Source organism: Streptomyces sp. NPDC087215, from assembly GCF_044744885.1.
Lineage (GTDB): Bacteria > Actinomycetota > Actinomycetes > Streptomycetales > Streptomycetaceae > Streptomyces.
Genome location: NZ_JBIUZD010000007.1, coordinates 168945 through 187510, shown reverse-complemented (window position 1 = coordinate 187510; position 18566 = coordinate 168945). Strand labels below are relative to the sequence as shown.

General features: G+C 71.9%; 19 protein-coding genes. 4 read left to right on the top strand and 15 right to left on the bottom strand.

From position 1 onward, the window contains the following. Positions 1-45 precede the first annotated feature (45 nt). On the bottom strand, positions 46-2097 hold the full coding sequence (locus tag ACIO92_RS20340; protein ID WP_366445642.1) for an APC family permease: 2052 nt from the start codon (positions 2095-2097) through the stop codon (positions 46-48). A 234-nt stretch (positions 2098-2331) separates the two neighbouring features. On the opposite strand from ACIO92_RS20340, the gene ACIO92_RS20335 reads away from it, so the two are divergent. Together ACIO92_RS20335 and ACIO92_RS20330 are read left to right on the top strand one after the other, a co-directional pair. Continuing rightward, the gene (locus tag ACIO92_RS20335) at positions 2332-3000 is read left to right on the top strand and encodes a TrkA family potassium uptake protein (RefSeq protein ID WP_189832557.1); all 669 of its coding nucleotides are present in this window, start codon (positions 2332-2334) and stop codon (positions 2998-3000) included. After that, positions 3000-3671, top strand: a complete 672-nt coding sequence (locus ACIO92_RS20330) for a TrkA family potassium uptake protein (protein WP_366445643.1) — start codon at positions 3000-3002, stop codon at positions 3669-3671. Before ACIO92_RS20335 ends, ACIO92_RS20330 begins: the two co-directional genes overlap by 1 nt. A gap of 149 nt (positions 3672-3820) precedes the next feature. On the opposite strand, the gene ACIO92_RS20325 is transcribed toward ACIO92_RS20330, so the two are convergent. The 8 genes from ACIO92_RS20325 to ACIO92_RS20290 form a co-directional block, all read right to left on the bottom strand. After that, complete coding sequence (locus ACIO92_RS20325) at positions 3821-4615, bottom strand: DUF3159 domain-containing protein (protein ID WP_366445644.1); 795 nt, start codon at positions 4613-4615, stop codon at positions 3821-3823. A gap of 3 nt (positions 4616-4618) precedes the next feature. Beyond that, on the bottom strand, positions 4619-5017 hold the full coding sequence (locus ACIO92_RS20320) for an OB-fold nucleic acid binding domain-containing protein (RefSeq protein ID WP_351781200.1): 399 nt from the start codon (positions 5015-5017) through the stop codon (positions 4619-4621). A 68-nt stretch (positions 5018-5085) separates the two neighbouring features. Further along, positions 5086-5772 (bottom strand): response regulator, encoded by a 687-nt coding sequence (locus ACIO92_RS20315; protein WP_366445645.1) that lies wholly within the window; start codon positions 5770-5772, stop codon positions 5086-5088. Positions 5773-5912: 140 nt separating this feature from the next. Next, positions 5913-8459, bottom strand: a complete 2547-nt coding sequence (locus tag ACIO92_RS20310) for a sensor histidine kinase KdpD (protein ID WP_366445646.1) — start codon at positions 8457-8459, stop codon at positions 5913-5915. 143 nt (positions 8460-8602) lie between these two features. After that, complete coding sequence (locus tag ACIO92_RS20305) at positions 8603-9355, bottom strand: ABC transporter ATP-binding protein (protein ID WP_366445647.1); 753 nt, start codon at positions 9353-9355, stop codon at positions 8603-8605. A 200-nt stretch (positions 9356-9555) separates the two neighbouring features. After that, the gene (locus tag ACIO92_RS20300; RefSeq protein ID WP_366445648.1) at positions 9556-10320 is read right to left on the bottom strand and encodes a DUF3710 domain-containing protein; all 765 of its coding nucleotides are present in this window, start codon (positions 10318-10320) and stop codon (positions 9556-9558) included. 1 nt (position 10321) lies between these two features. Next, on the bottom strand, positions 10322-10834 hold the full coding sequence (gene dut / locus ACIO92_RS20295; protein ID WP_351781190.1) for a dUTP diphosphatase: 513 nt from the start codon (positions 10832-10834) through the stop codon (positions 10322-10324). Then, positions 10834-11418 carry a PaaI family thioesterase gene (locus ACIO92_RS20290; protein WP_366445650.1) on the bottom strand — a complete coding sequence of 195 codons (585 nt, stop codon included), beginning with the start codon at positions 11416-11418 and terminating at the stop codon, positions 10834-10836. Before ACIO92_RS20290 ends, dut begins: the two co-directional genes overlap by 1 nt. 58 nt (positions 11419-11476) lie before the next feature. On the opposite strand from ACIO92_RS20290, the gene ACIO92_RS20285 reads away from it, so the two are divergent. After that, positions 11477-11992, top strand: coding sequence for a DUF3093 domain-containing protein (locus ACIO92_RS20285; RefSeq protein WP_366445651.1), 516 nt, complete (start codon positions 11477-11479; stop codon positions 11990-11992). Between the two features lie 204 nt (positions 11993-12196). Here the strand turns inward: ACIO92_RS20285 and ACIO92_RS20280 are convergent, their stop codons facing one another. The 4 genes from ACIO92_RS20280 to ACIO92_RS20265 form a co-directional block, all read right to left on the bottom strand. Then, positions 12197-13273: a hypothetical protein gene (locus ACIO92_RS20280; protein ID WP_402282600.1), complete on the bottom strand. Its 1077-nt coding sequence runs from the start codon at positions 13271-13273 to the stop codon at positions 12197-12199. 11 nt (positions 13274-13284) lie between these two features. After that, positions 13285-13581, bottom strand: coding sequence for a DUF4193 domain-containing protein (locus ACIO92_RS20275; RefSeq protein ID WP_003955561.1), 297 nt, complete (start codon positions 13579-13581; stop codon positions 13285-13287). 395 nt (positions 13582-13976) lie between these two features. Further along, positions 13977-15218: an ATP-binding protein gene (locus tag ACIO92_RS20270; RefSeq protein ID WP_366445653.1), complete on the bottom strand. Its 1242-nt coding sequence runs from the start codon at positions 15216-15218 to the stop codon at positions 13977-13979. Positions 15219-15222: 4 nt separating this feature from the next. Next, a complete protein-coding gene (locus ACIO92_RS20265) occupies positions 15223-15876 on the bottom strand; it encodes a response regulator transcription factor (RefSeq protein ID WP_351793715.1) in 654 nt (217 codons plus the stop codon). Positions 15877-16246: 370 nt separating this feature from the next. Between ACIO92_RS20265 and ACIO92_RS20260 the strand changes: the two genes are divergently transcribed. Next, on the top strand, positions 16247-16423 hold the full coding sequence (locus ACIO92_RS20260) for a hypothetical protein (protein WP_366445667.1): 177 nt from the start codon (positions 16247-16249) through the stop codon (positions 16421-16423). 173 nt (positions 16424-16596) lie between these two features. On the opposite strand, the gene ACIO92_RS20255 is transcribed toward ACIO92_RS20260, so the two are convergent. Together ACIO92_RS20255 and ACIO92_RS20250 are read right to left on the bottom strand one after the other, a co-directional pair. Next, the gene (locus ACIO92_RS20255; RefSeq protein ID WP_402282701.1) at positions 16597-17415 is read right to left on the bottom strand and encodes an inositol monophosphatase family protein; all 819 of its coding nucleotides are present in this window, start codon (positions 17413-17415) and stop codon (positions 16597-16599) included. Between the two features lie 18 nt (positions 17416-17433). Beyond that, positions 17434-18561, bottom strand: a complete 1128-nt coding sequence (locus ACIO92_RS20250; protein WP_366445654.1) for a ferrochelatase — start codon at positions 18559-18561, stop codon at positions 17434-17436. Positions 18562-18566: the final 5 nt, after the last annotated feature.

The following is an 18566-nucleotide window of genomic DNA, read 5'->3' as shown; positions in this document are numbered from 1 at the left end:
AGGGGAAGATTTCAGGGGCTGCCGCAGGGACGGCAGCCCACCAGTCTAGTTGTTCTTTCCGGCCGTTTCCTTCTGGCCCTTCTCGACCGGTCCGCGGCGGACCGCGCCCGGCGCGTTCCAGTCCTGGCGCTTGCGGGCCCGCTTCTTCGCGGCTTCGGAGGACCGGAGCTGGTACGGGACCGAGGTCACCATGACGCCCGGGGTGAAGAGCAGCCGCCCCTTGAGCCGCAGGGCGCTCTGGTTGTGCAGCAGGTGCTCGTACCAGTGGCCGACGACGTACTCGGGGATGTAGACGGCGACGGCGTCGCGCGGGCTCTCCCGGCGAAGGTTCTTCACGTGCTCGATCACCGGTCGGGTGACCTCGCGGTACGGCGAGTCGAGGATCTTGAGCGGGACGTTGATGCCGCGCCGCTCCCACTCCTCCTTGAGCGCCTTCGTCTCGGCCGGGTCGACGTTGACGGTCAGCGCCTCCAGCTCGTTCGCGTGCATGAGCTTGGCGTACGCGAGGGCGCGGAGCGTGGGCTTGTGGAGCTTGGAGACGAGGACGATGGAGCGCACCCGGGAGGGGCGCACGTACTCGTCGGGGCGTTCCTCGGCGGTGGCGATCTCGGCGGCGACGGAGTCGTAGTGCCTGCGGATCGCGGTCATCGTGCCGTAGAAGATCACCATGCCGAGCAGGGCGACCCAGGCGCCGTGGGTGAACTTGGTGGCGAGGACGACGACGAGGACGAGACCGGTGAAGAAGGCGCCGAAGGTGTTGATCGCGCGGGAGCGGAACATGTGGCGGCGCTTGGCGGGGTCGCGCTCCGTGCGCAGGTGCCGGTTCCAGTGCCGGACCATGCCGATCTGGCTGAGCGTGAAGGAGACGAAGACGCCGACGATGTAGAGCTGGATCAGCCGGGTGGAGTCGGCTCCGTAGATCACCACCAGGAGGGCGGCGGCGCCCGCGAGGAGCACGATGCCGTTGGAGAAGGCGAGGCGGTCGCCGCGGGTGTGGAGCTGGCGCGGCAGGTAGCGGTCCTGGGCGAGGATCGAGCCGAGGAGCGGGAAGCCGTTGTACGCGGTGTTCGCGGCCAGGAAGAGGACGAGCGCGGTGGCGGCGGCGAGGACGATGAAGAAGAACGTTCCGTCGCCGAAGACGGCCGCCGCGACCTGGGAGATGACCGGGTCCTGGACGTAGCCGTCGCCGACCGGGACGCCGTCGCGCAGCAGGTCGTGGGCGGGTTTCTCGGCCATCCGCACGTCGGTGGCCATGGCGAGGAAGATGATGCCGCAGAACATGGTGACGGCCAGGCCGCCCATGAGGGCGAGCGTGCTGGCGGCGTTCTTCGACTTGGGCTTGCGGAAGGCGGGGACGCCGTTGGAGATGGCCTCGACGCCGGTGAGGGCGGCGCAGCCGGAGGAGAAGGCGCGGAGCAGCAGGAAGACCAGGGCGAAGCCCGCGAGGCCCTGGTGCTCGGGCTTGATCTCCAGGTCGGCGGTGGGCGCCCTCATGGTCTCGTCGAGGACGATGCCCCGGTAGGCTCCCCAGACGATCATGAGGAAGACGCCCACGACGAAGACGTACGTCGGGATCGCGAAGAGCTTGCCCGACTCCTTGACTCCGCGCAGGTTCATCAGCGTGAGCAGCACGATGACGGCGACGGCCGCGGCGACCTTGTGCTCGACGACGAAGGGGACGGCCGAGCCGAGGTTCTCGATGCCCGAGGAGATCGACACGGCGACGGTGAGGACGTAGTCGACGAGCAGGGCACTCGCGACGGTGAGTCCGGCCTTGGGCCCGAGGTTGGTGGTGGCGACCTCGTAGTCGCCGCCACCGCTGGGGTACGCGTGGACGTTCTGCCGGTAGGAGGCGACGACCGTGAACATCAGGACGACGACCGCGAGGGCGATCCACGGGCTGAAGTGGTAGGCCGACAGGCCGGCTACGGAGAGGACGAGCAGCACCTCGCCGGGTGCGTACGCCACCGAGGACAGCGGGTCGGAGGCGAAGACGGGGAGGGCGATCCGCTTGGGGAGAAGGGTCTCGCCGAGCTTGTCGCTGCGCAGGGCCCGCCCGATCAGGATCCGTTTGGGCACGTCGGTCAGTTTGGACACGGAGAGGATCGTAAGCGTTCGAAAAGAGCCATGCTCACCGGCACCCCCGATCGGCACCGAATCTTCCTCAGTACCACCTCGGATGCGGTCCCGGCCAGCGTTGCCGCATAAGCTCGGATCGGGTGAGCCGGTGGGGCATCGCCCGCCGCGACCCGGGCCCTTCGGGTGAGGAAAGTTGTGAGCAGGGTGTTTTCGCAGGTCAGCAAGGCGATCAGGAGTGCGGGGTAAGGGGACGTGCACATCGTCATCATGGGCTGCGGGCGAGTGGGAGCCGCTCTCGCGCAGACCTTGGAGCAGCAGGGGCACACCGTCGCGGTGGTGGACCAGGACCCGACGGCTTTCCGCCGTCTGGGCTCCGGTTTCGGCGGTCGGCGCGTCACGGGCGTGGGCTTCGACCAGGACACGCTCCGCGAGGCGGGCATCGAGGACGCCGGCGCCTTCGCCGCGGTGAGCAGCGGCGACAACTCCAACATCATCGCGGCGCGGGTCGCGCGCGAGATGTTCGGCATCGAGAACGTGGCGGCGCGGATCTACGACCCGCGCCGGGCCGAGGTCTACCAGCGCCTCGGCATCCCGACGGTCGCCACGGTCCGGTGGACCGCCGACCAGATGCTGCGGCGGCTGCTGCCGTCCGGCGCGGAGCCGCTGTGGCGGGACCCGAGCGGTGGGGTGCAGCTCGCGGAGGTGCACACCACCCCGGCGTGGATCGGCCACAAGGTGAGCCGTCTCCAGGAGGAGACCGGGGTCCGCGTCGCCTTCCTCACCCGACTGGGCGAAGCGATTCTGCCGACCTCGCAGACGGTGCTCCAGGAGGGGGATCTGGTGCACGTGATGATGCGTACGGACGAGATCGCGAAGGTCGAGGAGGCCTTCGCCGAGGGTCCCGAGGAGGGCGGTCACTGATGCGTGTCGCTATTGCGGGCGCGGGCGCGGTGGGCCGTTCCATCGCCGCCGAGCTCCTGGAGAACGGGCACGAGGTCCTGCTCGTCGACAAGGCGCCGACCGCCATCTCGGTGGAGCGGGTGCCGCAGGCGGAGTGGCTGCTCGCCGACGCCTGTGAGATCACCTCGCTCGACGAGGCGGCGCTCCAGCGCTGCAACGTGGTGATCGCGGCGACCGGTGACGACAAGGTGAACCTGGTCGTCTCGCTGCTCGCCAAGACCGAGTACGGCGTGCCCCGGGTCGTCGCCCGGGTGAACAACCCGAAGAACGAGTGGCTGTTCAACGAGTCGTGGGGCGTGGACGTGGCCGTCTCGACGCCGCGGCTGATGTCGGCGCTCGTGGAGGAGGCGGTGAGCGTCGGCGATCTGGTGCGGTTGCTCCGCTTCAGCCACGGCGACGCGAACCTGGTCGAGCTGACGCTCCCGCCGGAGTCGGCGGTCGCCGGTACCTCGGTCGGGGACGTGGACTGGCCGCAGGACACCTCGCTGGTGACGATCATCCGTGGTTCGCGGGTGCTGACGCCGAACCCCGAGGAGACCCTGGAGGCCGGTGACGAGCTGCTGTTCGTGGCCGCGCAGGCCCGCGAGGAGCAGCTGGAGGACCTGCTCCAGGTCCGCCGCGTGGAGTCCTGATCCCGGTGCGGTCATGACGGTCGTGACCTCGGGGGGGCTGACCTCGCCGGATTCCTGATCCCGCGCGGACGTTCCCGCGGTCGTCGTACGCGGAGGGGCCCGGACCTGTCACAGGTCCGGGCCCCTCCGCGTGTCTCCGTCCCCGGGGCTCAGGTCTCGGGGTGGGTCCGCGCGGCGGCGGCCGCCTCGCGCTCCTCGTCGGTGCGGTCCTCGTCCGTACGGTCCTTCCCGGCCCGCTCCTTCTCGGCGCGCTCCTCGGCCTCCATCTCGGCGAAGACGTCGATCGGGGCCGGGGCCTTCGCGAGGAAGACCCAGGTGAGGTAGACCGCGAGCAGGAACGGCGGGATCTTGAGCGCGACGAGCACCCAGCCGAACTTGGTCGTGTCGGCCCACCAGTACATCGGGAAGAGGATCGCGCACTTGCCGAGCAGGATCAGGCCCCAGGCCCAGCTGGCCTTGGTGTAGGCCTTCTTGCGGCCGGGGTTGCGGGTCCGCCAGGAGAGGTTCTCCTTGAAGACCGGGCCGAGGATCAGACCGATCAGCGGTACGCCCGCGAGGGCGGTGATGATGTACGCGAGGGCGAGGCCCAGCGTGTAGAGCATCCCCGGCAGGTAGAAGTCCTTGGCGTTGCCGGTCATCATCGCGAAGACCACGCCGAAGGCGACGCCGAAGACCCCGCTGAAGGCGTGCTTGACGGTGTCGCGGCGGATCAGCCGGACGGCGACGAGCACCAGGGAGACCGCCAGCGCGGCGATCGCCGAGACCTGGAGGTTCTTGTTGACCGTGAAGATCGTGACGAACAGCAGACCGGGCACGACCGTCTCGATCATGCCCCGCAGGCCGCCGAAGGCCTCGAACAGCGCGGCCTCGGTGACCTCCTTCGAGGCCTGGGCGTCCTGATCGGCCTGGGCGTCCGTGGGGGTCGGCTTGTCGAGGGACGTCACCGGCTACTCCTGTCCGAGCGGTCGGAGCTCGTATTTGGGGTTGAAGAGGACCCGCCGGCCCTGGCTCATGGAGATCCTGCCGGAGGCGATCAGCCTGCGGCCCGGTTCGATGCCCACGATGGAGCGCCTGCCGAGCCACACGACGTCGAGCGGTGCCGTGCCGTCGAACAGTTCGGCCTCCAGCGCGGGCACACCGGCCCGGGGACGCAGCGTGACCGTGCGCAAGGTACCAGTCACCTTGACTATCTGGCGGTCGGAGCAGTCGCAGATGCGTGTGCACCCCGATGCCTCGGCGTCCTCCTGGAGCTCTTCCGACTCCAGGTCCTCGGCGGAGGAGGAGAGCCGGTCGAGCATCCGGCGGAACCTACCGGCCGGCTTCTCTGTTCGTGGTGCAGCGCTCATACGGAAAGCGTACCGGCCGCTCCTCGCGCCGAGGGCTGGTCGGGGATCCCCTCCGTACGGCCTTGGCTTCAGCGTTCGAAGCGGTACCCCATGCCCGGTTCGGTGACGAAGTGGCGGGGGTGCGAGGGATCGCCCTCCAGCTTGCGGCGCAGTTGCGCCATGTAGACCCGCAGGTAGTTGGTCTCGGTGCCGTACGAGGGTCCCCAGACCTCCTGGAGCAGTTGCTTCTGGCTGACCAGACGGCCGCTGTTGCGGACCAGGACCTCCAGGAGGTGCCACTCCGTGGGGGTGAGCCGGACGTCCTTGCCGTCGCGGTGGACCTTCTTCGCGGCGAGGTCGACGGTGAAGCCCTCGGTCTCGACGACCACGACCCCGTCCTCGGCGCCGCCGACCGGCTCGGCACGGCGGACGGCGGCGCGCAGCCGGGCGAGCAGCTCGTCCATCCCGAAGGGCTTGGTGACGTAGTCGTCGGCGCCCGCGTCGAGCGCCTCGACCTTCTCGTCGGAGGTCTGCCGGGCGGACAGGACGAGGATCGGCACCCGGGTCCAGCCGCGCAGGCCCTTAATCACCTCGACACCGTCCATGTCGGGCAGTCCGAGGTCGAGGACGACGACGTCGGGGTGGCGTTCGGCGGCGAGCCGGAGGGCGGTGGCACCGTCGGGCGCGGCATCGACCTCGTACTTCCGCGCCTTGAGGTTGATCACCAGGGCGCGGACGATCTGCGGCTCGTCATCGACCACGAGGACCCGGGTCATGTCGGGGGACCTTCTTTCTTCGGTCGCCCGTAGGGGCGGAGGCATGGGGCGGGGCAGGGGATGGGGGCGTGGGGCGGGGGCGGAGGAGCAAGAGGGTACGGGAGGGACGGGGCCGGGTCTCGCGGCGCCGGGCCCCGGGGTCAGGTCACCGCGTGGGCCGGGAGGTCGGCGGCGGGGACCGGGGGCCCGCCCCGCGCGGCACGGAGCGTGAGCACCATCGTCAGGCCGCCGCCGGGGGTGTCCTCCGCGCCGAGGGTGCCGCCCATGGCCTCCACGAAGCCCCGGGCGACCGCGAGGCCCAGGCCGACCCCGGAGCCGCGCGGGGCGTCGCCGAAGCGCTGGAAGGGCTCGAAGATGCCGTCCTTGGCCTCGTCGGGCACGCCGGGGCCCCGGTCCACGACCCTCAGCTCGACGCGTTCGCCGAGCGTGCTGGCGGCGACGGCGACGGGCATCCCCTCAGGGCTGTACTTGACGGCGTTCTCGACGATGTTGGCGACGGCCCGTTCGAGCAGGCCCTTGTCGACCTCGACCATCGGCAGCGTCTCGGGTATGTCGAGCTCCGCGCTGCCGTCGGGCACTCCCCCGAGGGCCATGGGGACGACCTCGTCGAGGTCGACCACCCGGATGAGGGGGGTGACGGTGCCGGTCTGGAGCCGGGACATGTCGAGGAGGTTGCCGACGAGGTGGTCGAGGCGGTCGGCGCCCGCCTCGATGCCCTCCAGGAGTTCGGCCCGGTCCTCCTCGGACCACTCGACGTCGTCGGAGCGGAGCGAGGTCACCGACGCCTTGATGCCCGCGAGCGGGGTGCGCAGGTCGTGGCTGACGGCGGCCAGCAGGGACGTGCGGATCTTGTTGCCCTCGGCGAGCTTACGGGCCTCCCCGGCCTCGTCGACGAGCCGCTGCCGGTCGAGGACGACGACCGCCTGGGCGGCGAAGGCACCCAGCACCCGGCGGTCCTCGGCGGGCAGGACCCGGCCGGTCAGGGCCAGCGCGAGGTGGTCGCCGACGGGCATGTCCACGTCGGCCTCCTCGGGCCGGGCGGCCGGCGCGGGGCCCACGCTGCCCGCGCGGGTCCACGGCTCGACCTCGTCCACCCGTTCCAGGAGGGCGACGGACTCCATGGAGAAGGTCTCCCGGACCCGTTCGAGAAGCGCTTCGAGACTGGTGTCGCCGCGCAGCACACTGCCCGCGAGGTAGGAGAGCACCTCGGACTCGGCGCGCAGCCGGGCCGCCTGGTGGGTGCGGCGGGCGGCCAGGTCCACCACGGAGGCGACGGCCATGGCGACCCCGAAGAAGACCGCGATGGCCACGATGTTCTTCGGGTCGGAGACGGTGAGCCGGTGTACGGGCGGGGTGAAGAACCAGTTGAGCAGGAGGGAACCGGCGGCGGCCGAGCCCAGCGCGGGCAGGAAGCCGCCGAGCAGCGCGGAGGCGACCGTGAGGGCCAGGAAGAGCAGCATGTCGTTGGCGAGGCCGAGGTCGGCGTCGACATGGGTGAGGAGCAGGGCGAGGGCGACCGGTCCCGCGACGCCGACCAGCCAGCCGGCCATGATCCGCGAGCGGCCGAGCCTGGCCCCCCGGGTGACGGGCAGGCCGCGCCCCTTGGCGACCTCGCCGTGGGTGACGATGTGCACGTCGAGGTCGGGCCCGGAGTCGCGGGCCACGGTCTGGCCGACGCCGGGGCCGAGGATGTACTGCCAGGAGCGGCGGCGGCTGGAGCCCAGGACGATCTGGGTGGCGTTGACCCCCCGGGCGAACTCCAGGAGCGCCATGGGGACGTCGTCGCCGATGACGTGATGGAACGTTCCGCCCAGGTCCTCGACGAGGGTGCGCTGGACGGCCAGCTCCTTGGGCGAGGCGGCGGTGAGCCCGTCGCTGCGGGCGATGTAGACGGCGAGGACCTCGCCGCCCGCGCCCTTCTCCGCGAGCCGGGTGGCCCTGCGTATGAGGGTGCGGCCCTCGGGTCCGCCGGTCAGTCCGACGACGATCCGCTCACGGGCCTGCCACGTCGAGCGGATGTTGTGCTCGCCCCGGTAGCGCTGGAGGTACTCGTCGACCCGGTCGGCGGTCCACAGCAGGGCCAGCTCGCGCAGGGCGGTGAGGTTGCCGGGGCGGAAGTAGTTGGAGAGGGCCGCGTCGACCTTGTCCGAGGTGTAGATGTTGCCGTGGGCCATCCGGCGGCGCAGCGCCTCCGGGGACATGTCGACCAGCTCTATCTGGTCGGCCCGGCGCACCACCTCGTCGGGAACGGTCTCCCGCTGCCGTACGCCGGTGATCGCCTCGACCACGTCGCCGAGCGACTCCAGGTGCTGGATGTTGACGGTCGAGACGACGTCGATGCCCGCCGCGAGCAGTTCGGCGACGTCCTGCCACCGCTTGGGGTTGCGGGAGCCGGGGACGTTGGTGTGGGCCAGCTCGTCGACGAGGGCGACGGCCGGGCGGCGGGCCAGGACCGCGTCGATGTCCATCTCGGTGAAGGTGGCGCCCCGGTACTCCAGGGTGCGGCGCGGCACCTGCTCCAGGCCGTGCAGCATGACCTCCGTGCGCGGCCGTCCGTGGTGCTCGACGAACGCGACCACGCAGTCCGTGCCGCGCTCCACGCGCCGGTGCCCCTCGGAGAGCATCGCGTAGGTCTTGCCGACGCCCGGCGCAGCGCCGAGGTAGATCCGAAGCTTGCCGCGTCCCATGGGACGACCATACGTCCAGCCAATCGGACATTCCGCACGTGGGGGAAGGGGCCGGTGTGGTCTTGACGTGATTCTGATGTCGGGAACACGCCCCCGGGCCCGGCCCGGGGGCCCTGTGGCGGGAGCCCCCGGGGAAGCCGTCCTCAGTGCTCGGTGATCTCGCCGTCGCTCAGTTCCAGGACCCGGTCGGCCAGGCCGAGGAGCTGCGGGTCGTGGGTGGCGACCAGGGCCGTACAGCCCTCGCTGCGCACCACCGCGCGCAGCAGCTGCATGACGGCGAGCCCGGTCTCCTGGTCCAGCTGCCCGGTCGGCTCGTCGGCGATGAGCAGGGCGGGCTTGTTGGCCAGCGCCCGCGCTATGGCCACCCGCTGCTGCTGGCCGCCGGAGAGCTCACCGGGCCGCTGCGCGGCGTGGTCCGCGAGGCCGACCAGACCGAGGAGGAGGGAGACCCGCTCCTCGCGCTCCTTCGGGTCCGTCTTCCGCAGTCGCATGGGCACGCCCACGTTCTCGGCGGCGGAGAGGATGGGGAGCAGGCCGAAGGACTGGAAGATGAAGCCGATCCGGTCCCGGCGCAGTTCCAGGAGCCCGCTCTCGCCGAGCGTGGAGAGGTCGATGCCGTCGATGACGATGGAGCCGCCGTCGGCGCTGTCGAGGCCGCCGATCAGGTTCAGCAGCGTCGTCTTGCCGGAGCCGGAGCGTCCCTTGAGCGCGACCAGCTCACCGCGCGGGATGTCGAAGGAGACCCCCCGCAGCGCGTGGACGGCGGCCTCTCCGGTGCCGTACGAACGGCGCAGGTTCTCCACCCGGACCATCGGCGGGCCCGCCGGATCCTCGGCGACGGCCGTCGCGGACCTCGTGCTGCTCTCACTCACGCTGTGCTCCCCCTCCTCGAACATGTGCCCGCCAGTATGGTCCGCCGCCGGGCCCGAGGGCCAGAGCCGCAGGGAGAAACCTGTGGAAAACGGCCGGTGGGCCGCTTCCCGTACCGATGTACGGGAAGCGGCCCACCAGAAGGTTCACCCGCTCGGCTGAGCCCGGAGACTCCCCCCGGGCAGGACCCGGAGGCTCTCCGGGGAAGGCCCTGGGGAGAGGCGGCTCAGCGGATCTCGGAGATCTCCGGACCGCGCTGGAGCTGGCCCATGCCGCCGGAGAAGCGGGAGTTCTCCTGCTCCTCCTGCTGCACGCCGTCCGGCACCATCTGCGCGTCGTTCGGCAGCTTGAGGACGATCGGGTCGCGCGGGGCCATCGGGCCCTCGCCGCGGACGACCACGCTGTCCCGGACGATCTGCTCCAGCAGCCCCGCGGCCTCGGGCTGGACCGCGCCCTGCCCGGAGATCACTCCGCGCAGGAACCAGCGGGGTCCGTCGACGCCCACGAAGCGGACCAGCTGCACACCGCGGTTGCCGTCCGGCAGCTGCACCGGCACCTGGGCCCGCAGCTCCCAGCCGAGGGGGCCCTCGACCTCGTCGATGACACCGCCCTGCTGGACGATGCCGGTCGCGATCTCGTCGCGGACCTCGCCCCAGATGCCCTCGTTCTTGGGGGCGGCGAAAGCCTGGAGCTGCACGGCGCTGTCCCGCAGGACGACGGTGGCCGCGACGATCGCGTCGCCCGCCACCTCCACCCGCAGTTCCATGCCCTCGACCCCGGGCACGAAGACCCCGCCGAGGTCCACGCGGCCCTCCTCGGGCTTGGCGACCTCGGAGATGTCCCAGGGTCCGTCGGGCCTGGGCGCCGGCGGAAGGTTCACCCGGCGTCGGGGCGCGGCGTCCGCGTCCTCGCCGTCCACCGCGTCGACGACCTGCTCGGCCTCGCCCGCCGCGTCCTCGGCGGCACCGCTCTTCTTGCGACGTCCGAACACGTCACTGTCCTTCCCGGTCGGATACGACCGAAGCGTATCGATTCCCACCCGTTGTGCCGTCCACGGCGGCATGACCGCCGGTGGAACCGAAGCCCCCCTCGGCCCGCGCCGAACCGGGAAGCTCCGCCACCTCGTGGAAGCGCACCTTCTCGACCTGCTGGACGACAATCTGGGCAATCCTGTCGAACCGTTCGAACCGCACGGTCTCGCGCGGGTCGAGATTGACCACGATCACCTTGATCTCTCCACGGTACCCGGCATCCACCGTCCCCGGGGCATTCACGAGCGCCACTCCACAGCGGGCCGCGAGTCCCGAGCGGGGGTGGACGAAGGCCGCGTACCCGTCGGGCAGCGCGATCGAGACCCCGGTGGGCAGCACGGCGCGCTCCCCGGGTGCCAGCTCGGCGGCCTCGGTGGTCACGAGGTCGGCCCCGGCGTCACCGGGGTGCCCGTAGGAGGGGATCGGCACGTCCGGGTCCAGACGCCGGATGAGTACGTCGACGGGGTTGCGCATCAGGGGTTCACCTCGAAGGCGCGGGCGCGCCTGACCTGGTCGGGATCGGACATGGCGGCCTGGATCTCCTCCGGCCGGCCGTTGTCGATGAAGTGGTCGACCTTGACCTCGACGAAGAGGGCGTCGGCGCGGACGGCGACGGGGCCCTCGGGTCCGCCGATCCGGCCGACCCCGGTCGAGAAGATCTTGCGGCCGTCCACGGCGGTGACCTCGGCCCGGAGGTGGAGCACGGTGCCCACCGGGACGGGCCGCACGAAGTCGGTCTCCAGCCTGCCGGTCACGGCGATGACCCGGAGGAGCCAGTTCAGGGAGCCGAGGGTCTCGTCGAGCGCGGTGGCGAGGACGCCGCCGTGCGCGAGACCGGGGGCGCCCTGGTGGTCGGAGGTCACGGTGAACTCGGCGGTGACGGTCACGCCCTCGCCCGCGCGCGCCGCCAGGTGGAGGCCGTGGGGCTGCCCCTCGCCGCACCCGAAGCAGTACTCGTAGTGCGAACCGAGCAGCTCGCCGGGGGCCGGCGCGTCGGGGTGGCGCACCGGCGGTATGGCGTCGGGCGGCGGGGTGAGGGCGGCAGATGTTGCAGTCACAGGCGCAGACCTTACCCGCGCGGGTGGGCGCGGGTCGCGCCGTGCCAAGCTTGGGCCCATGCAGCCTTCCGCACCGTCTCCGGCCTCCTCGTCCACGCCGTCCGCCGTGCCGCGCTTCGACGAGCGGCTGACGGCGCCCCGCTCGTGGTGGGTGATCGTCGGGCTGCTCGGCCTGTCCGGCGGTCTGGTCATGTTCCCGCTGGGTACGGTCCCGATGCTGGGCGGTCTGATCGTGGCCACGGTGCTGGCCGGTGCGGCGGTCTCCTCGTACGGCTCCGCGCGCGTGCGCGTGGTGGCGGGGTCGCTCGTGGCGGGCGACGCGCGCATCCCGGTGACGGCCCTGGGGACGGCCGAGGTGCTGGACCCCGAGGAGGCGCGCGCCTGGCGTACGTACAAGGCCGATCCGCGCGCCTTCCTGCTGATGCGCAGCTACGTGCCGTGCGCGGTGCGGGTCGAGATCACGGATCCGGCGGACCCGACCCCGTACGCGTACCTCTCCAGCCGTGAGCCGGAGGCCCTGGTGGCGGCGCTGGACGCCGAGCGTGCCGGGGCCCGTACGGATGCCGGGAGCTGACCCGTACGGACGTACGGGGCCGTCCAGGGCCCTGGAGACGGGCGGTGTGCCGGTCCCCGTGGGAGCGGCGGCCGGGACTCCGGCCGCCGGCAGCGGGTCCCCGGGCCCGATGGGCCCGTCCGGGGTGTCGCCGCTCGCGGGCCGGACGAGCCCGTCCGTCCCGGGGTTTCCGGGGCACGGGCTCGTACAACCGCGTCCGCCCGGCTAGAGGCCCAGTTCCTCGGGGTTCTCCGGCTGTTCCAGCGGGGGCAGCTCCCGGAGGGAATCCCAGGGGACGCGGCGCTCGCGCAGGTCCTTGCGGATGTGCGCCGCGAGCTTCTTGGTGTCGCGGCGGTTCATGACCGCGCCGACGGCCGCGCCGACCATGAAGGGCATGAGGTTCGGCAGGTTGCGGACCATGCGCTTCATGATCTGCTGGCGCAGTTCGCGCTTGAGCTGCCCGCCGAGGGCCGCGTTGACCGTAGTGGGTCTGGTGGGGTCGATGCCCCGCTCCTCGGCCCAGGAGGCCAGGTAGGCGGCCGACCGCTGGGTGAGCTTGCCCGGGGGGCGCAGCCCGTAGACCTCGTGCAGCTCGGCGATGAGCTTGAGCTCCACGGCGGCGACGCCGGTGATCTCGGCGGCGAGTTCCGCGGGCATGGCCGGGGGCACCGGGAGCATGGCGGCGGCGCCGACGCTCGCGCCCACGGTCGAGCTCGCGTTCGCCGCGCCCGCGACGAGCTTGTCGGCGAGTTCCTCCGGGCCGAGCCCGGGAAACTGTCCGCGCAGGGTCGCCAGATCGCGGACCGGGATCCGCGGGGCGAGGTCGATCAGCCGGTCGGCCAGGTGGGCGATGCCCGCCCTGGCGCTGTCGCCGCCGCGCTTCACGCCCTGGCGGACGCCCTGCGCGACGCCGCGCCGGACGGTGTCGATCCGGCCGGAGTCGATCTTGATCTTGTCGAGCTGGGCGCGCGCGGGGTTGGCGAGGCGCTTGACGGCGCCGAAGCGTCCGTCCCGCCCTGCCTCCTCGCGCGGGGACCGGTCGGGGTCCGTCGTGTCGAGCGCGTCGCTCCGTCCGGTGCCCCGCTCCGCCGGGAGGCGGGCCGGGTCCGGCTCGGCGGCCACCGCGAGCGAGGCCGGGTGGCCCCGCTCGTCGTCACGTGCGCCGCGGGAGGACGGGGCGGCGCTCTGCTCGGCCTCGGGAGCCCCGTGGGCGCCCTCCGCCGGGCCCGAGCCGCCCTTGTTCGCCTTGGGGCTCCCGGGGAGCCGTAGACGTCGCTTCCGGGGCGGTGTGTCGCCTGTCACGGCCGACGACCTCAGTCGCAGTCGCGGCAGATCGGCTGGCCGTTCTTCTCCCTGGCCAGCTGGCTGCGGTGGTGCACGAGGAAGCAGCTCATGCAGGTGAACTCGTCGGCCTGCTTGGGCAGGACCCGGACGGCCAGCTCCTCGTTCGAGAGGTCGGCGCCGGGCAGCTCCAGGCCCTCGGCGGCCTCGAACTCGTCGACATCGACGGTCGAGGTGGACTTGTCGTTCCGGCGGGCCTTCAGTTCTTCAAGGCTGTCCGAGTCGACGTCGTCGTCGGTCTTGCGTGGGGTGTCGTAATCCGTTGCCATGTCGCTCTCCCCCTCTGGGTCGTTGCGGGTGTCTCAGCGCACGTAACGCGTGAGAGGTCGGACTTGTGCCCGACCTGAGGCGGAGATTTTGCCTCACATCAAGGTCTGTTACTCAATCGACACCCGTCCCGCCCTCTCACGAGAGGCGGGCTTGGGGTGGCGAACCGGACCGTACACGGTCCGCGGAGTGCGCCTCACGCACACCACCCCGTGTACTTCCCGTCATCACAGGCCCCGGAAACCCGGACTTTTCCAGGTTTTCCGAGGGATTTCCCGGTCACGGAGAGTGGGGGGCCGGGCCCCCTCCCCTGTGATCGATCACACATGAGCGTCTCAGGATCAGGGCTCCGGAATTCCGCCCAAAGCGAACGGAACCGGTCGGCCTGTGCAGTGTGTCAGATCGGCAGAGTGACACGCATCACGAGACCGCCGCCCTCGCGGGGCTCCGCGATGATACGGCCGCCGTGGGCGCGGGCCACGGATCTGGCGATCGACAGGCCGAGTCCGACGCCCTTGTCGCTCCCGGTGCGCTCCTGCCGGAGCCGCCGGAACGGTTCGAAGAGGTTGTCGATCTCGTACGCCGGGACCACGGGTCCCGTGTTCGAGACGACCAGGACCGCCCGGCCGGGCCGGGTCTCGGTGGTGACCTCCACCCAGCCGCCCTCCGGCACGTTGTACCGGACGGCGTTCTGCAGCAGGTTCAGGGCGATCCGTTCGAGGAGGACGCCGTTGCCCTGGACGACCGCCGGGGCGCGCACGCCCCGGATCTCGACGCCCTTGGTCTCCGCCTCGGCGTGCACCTGGTCCACCGCGCGCTCGGCGACCTCGGCGAGGTCGACGGGTTTGCGTTCGACGATCTGGTTGTCGCTGCGGGCCAGCAGCAGCAGGCCCTCGACGAGCTGTTCGCTGCGCTCGTTGGTGGCCAGCAGGGTCCTGCCGAGCTGCTGGAGCTCGACCGGCCCCCCCGGGTCCGAGAGGTGGACCTCCAGGAGGGTGCGGTTGATCGCCAGCGGGGTCCGCAGCTCGTGCGAGGCGTTCGCGACGAACCGCTGCTGGGCGCTGAAGGCCCGCTCCAGGCGGTCCAGCATCTCGTCGAAGGTGTCGGCGAGCTCCTTCAGCTCGTCGTCCGGGCCGTCCAGCTCGATCCGCCGGGACAGGTCCGAACCGGCCACCTGACGCGCGGTACGGGTGATCCGGCCCAGCGGCGAGAGCACCCGGCCCGCCATCGCGTAACCGAACGCGAAGGCGATGATGCTCAGCCCCAGCAGCGCGAACAGCGAACGCCGCAGGAGGTCCTCCAGGGCCAGGTCGCTCTGGTGCCGGAGGCAGACCGAGACGGCGTCGTTCAGCTGCTCGCCGGTGCCCTGCACGGGGAGCTCGCACCAGGAGGTGGTGGGCTGGACCTTGCCCTCGACGACCTTGAAGGGCAGCTCGGAGACGCTGTCGGTGAGGGCCTGCGCGGTGAAGAGGTAGATGATCGAGAGCAGCAGGATGCCCGCGATGAGGAACATCCCGCCGTACAGCAGGGTGAGCCGTATCCGGATGGTCGGGCGCAGCAGCGGCCTGACCGGGTCCCGGGGGTCCCAGGTCGGTTTCGGCGGCGCCTGGGGGTGATGGGGCGCGGGGGTGGTGGCCATCGGGTCAGATCCGGTACCCGGAGCCGGGCACCGTGACGATGACCGGCGGCTCGCCGAGCTTGCGGCGCAGGGTCATGACGGTGACGCGCACGACGTTGGTGAACGGGTCGGTGTTCTCGTCCCAGGCCTTCTCCAGGAGCTGCTCGGCCGAGACGACCGCGCCCTCGCTGCGCATGAGGACCTCCAGGACGGCGAACTCCTTGGGCGCGAGCTGGACCTCGCGGCCCTCGCGGAAGACCTCGCGGCGGTTCGGGTCGAGCTTGATGCCCGCGCGCTCCAGGACCGGCGGCAGGGGCACGCTGGTGCGGCGGCCGAGGGCGCGCACGCGCGCGGTCAGCTCGGCGAAGGCGAAGGGCTTGGGGAGGTAGTCGTCCGCGCCGATCTCCAGGCCCTCGACGCGGTCGCTGACGTCGCCGGAGGCGGTGAGCATCAGGACGCGGGTGGGCATACCCAGCTCGACGATCCTGCGGCAGACGTCGTCCCCGTGGACGAGGGGCAGGTCGCGGTCGAGGACGACGACGTCGTAGTCGTTCACCCCGACGCGTTCCAGGGCAGCGGCGCCGTCGTACACGACGTCGACGGCCATGGCCTCCCGGCGCAGTCCGGTGGCCACCGCATCGGCGAGCAGTTGCTCGTCCTCGACGACGAGTACGCGCACGTCGTTTCCTTTCCCGCTGAGCATCGGTCCGGGACGGGACCGGCTGGAACCTGAGCACTGACTGTGCGTGTCCATCCTGCCCCGTACGCGCGTAAACCGGCTGTAAGACGGCTGTGCGGGGGTCTTCCACGGGCGGGCGGGGGGCGGCGGAAGGTCATGGGGCGGTTGGCCGGTCACCGGTAATCCGGTGGATTTCCGGGCCAGTTGAGGTTTCTCCGAGGGAGGGCTTGGGGAGGACGAATGCACACCCCGTGATCACGCCCTGTATGTGGCGCGCCACCTACCGCTCTCTGTCCCCCAGAGGCCGCAGCGCGTGATCCACCCACCTCCGGCACACCCCCGTGCCGCCGGACCCATGACGAGGGGGCGCATGATGGACGCTTTCACCGCAGGACTGCTGCACCGCATCAGGACCACGCAGACCGACCTCACGCGGGCTCGTGAGACGGGCGACGACTACCTGGTGGAGGTCGAGCAGGCAGAGCTCGACGACCTGCACCGGCTGGCCGCCGAGCACGGTGTGGAGGTCTCCGCGCCGGGTCACTGACCCTGCGGACCCGCCACTCCCGTCACACCTGTCCCACCAACCACACCTGCTCTTACCTGTCCCACCCGTTCCGGAGTGGTCCGCCCGCTCCGGACGCACCACGTGCGAGGGCCCCGGCGCCGATCCCGGCACCGGGGCCCTCGTGCGTCCGCCGCCCGGCGGGCGGCAGCCGGTCAGTCGTGCCAGGCGCCCAGTTCCTCCAGGAGGTCCTGGAGCGGAGCGAAGAGGCCCGGGGAGGCCGCCAGGGTCAGTTCTCCGGACGCCGGCTCGCCCCGGCGGCCTCCGGTGAGGGCGCCCGCCTCGCGGGCGATCAGGGCCCCCGCCGCGAGGTCCCAGGGGTTGAGCCCGCGCTCGTAGTAGGCGTCGAGCCGTCCGGCGGCGACGTCGCAGAGGTCCACGGCGGCCGAGCCGCCGCGCCGGACGTCGCGGACGAGCGGGATCACCCGCCGGGCCACCTCCGCCTGGTGGGCGCGCCGGGCCTGGACGTATCCGAAGCCGGTGCCGAGGAGCGCCTGGTCGAGGGCGGGCGAGGGGCGGGCGGCGAGGCGCCGGTCCCCCGCGTACGCCCCGCCGCCGAGGACCGCCCGGTAGGTCTCGCCGCGCATCGGGGCCTCGACGACGCCGACCACGGCCTCGCCGTCGCGTTCGGCGGCGATGGAGACGGCCCAGGTGGGAAGGCCGTAGAGGTAGTTCACGGTGCCGTCGAGCGGGTCGATGACCCAGCGGACGCCGCTGGTGCCGGGGCTCGCCGCGCCCTCCTCGCCGAGGAAGCCGTCGTGCGGCCGGTGCTCGGCGAGGAAGCCGGTGATCAGCTTCTCGGCGGCGATGTCCATCTCGGTGACGACGTCGATGGGGCTGGTCTTGGTCCTCGCCACGGCGAGGTCGTCGGGCCGGCCGTCGCGCAGCAGCGCTCCGGCCCGCCGGGCGGCCTCCAGGGCGAGGGCGAGCAGTTCGGCGAGCAGCGGGTCCTGCGGGGCGCTCGCCCCGGTCACGTCGGTCACGGGGACTCCTCAGGCGTAGGGGCTGTCGGCGCCCGCGGCGGCGGGGCGCTCCGCGCGGGCCGGGCAGCAGCCGATGGGGCACAGGTCGTGGGAGGGTCCGAGGGCGCCGAGCGCGCACCGCTCGGCCCTGGTCCCGCGCTCGGTCGCGGCGCGCTCCAGGAGGAGGTCGCGGACGGCGGCGGCGAAGCGGGGGTCGGCGCCGACGGTGGCGGAGCGCCGGACCGGCAGTCCGAGTCCGGCCGCCTTGGCGGTGGCCTCGGTGTCGAGGTCGTAGAGGACCTCCATGTGGTCGGAGACGAAGCCGATCGGGACCATGACGGCGGCGGGGGCCCCGGCGGCGTCCAGCTCCTCCAGGTGGTCGCAGATGTCGGGCTCCAGCCAGGGGATGTGGGGGGCGCCGCTGCGGGACTGGTAGACGAGCTTCCAGGGGTGGTCCACGCCGGTGGCCTCGCGGACCGCGTCGGCGATCGTCCGGGCCACGTCGAGGTGCTGGCGGACGTAGGCCCCGCCGTCGCCGTGCTCGGTGACGGGTCCCGAGGAGTCGGCGGCGGAGTCGGGGATGGAGTGGGTGGTGAAGGCGAGGTGGGCCCCGTCGCGCACGGCCGGGTCGAGTTCGGCGAGGGAGGCGAGGACGCCCTCGACCATGGGCTCGACGAAACCGGGGTGGTTGAAGTAGTGCCGGAGCTTGTCGACCCGGGGCAGCGGGAGGCCCTCCGCTTCCAGGGTGGCGAGAGCGTCGGCGAGGTTCTCGCGGTACTGGCGGCAGCCGGAGTAGGAGCCGTACGCGCTGGTGGTGAGGACGGCGATGTGGCGCCGCCCGTCGGTGATCATCTCGCGGAGGGTGTCGGTGAGGTACGGCGCCCAGTTCCGGTTCCCCCAGTGGACGGGCAGCCGGAGACCGGCGGCGGCGAAGTCCGTCCGCAGCGCGTCGAGGAGCGCGCGGTTCTGGTCGTTGATCGGTGAGACGCCGCCGAAGAGGAAGTAGTGCTGCCCCACCTCCTTGAGCCGTTCCTTCGGGATGCCACGGCCGCGCGTCACGTTCTCCAGGAACGGGACCACGTCGTCCGGGCCCTCGGGGCCGCCGAACGAGAGCAGCAGCAGGGCGTCGTACGGGGCGGGATCGTGCTGATCGGACATGGCAC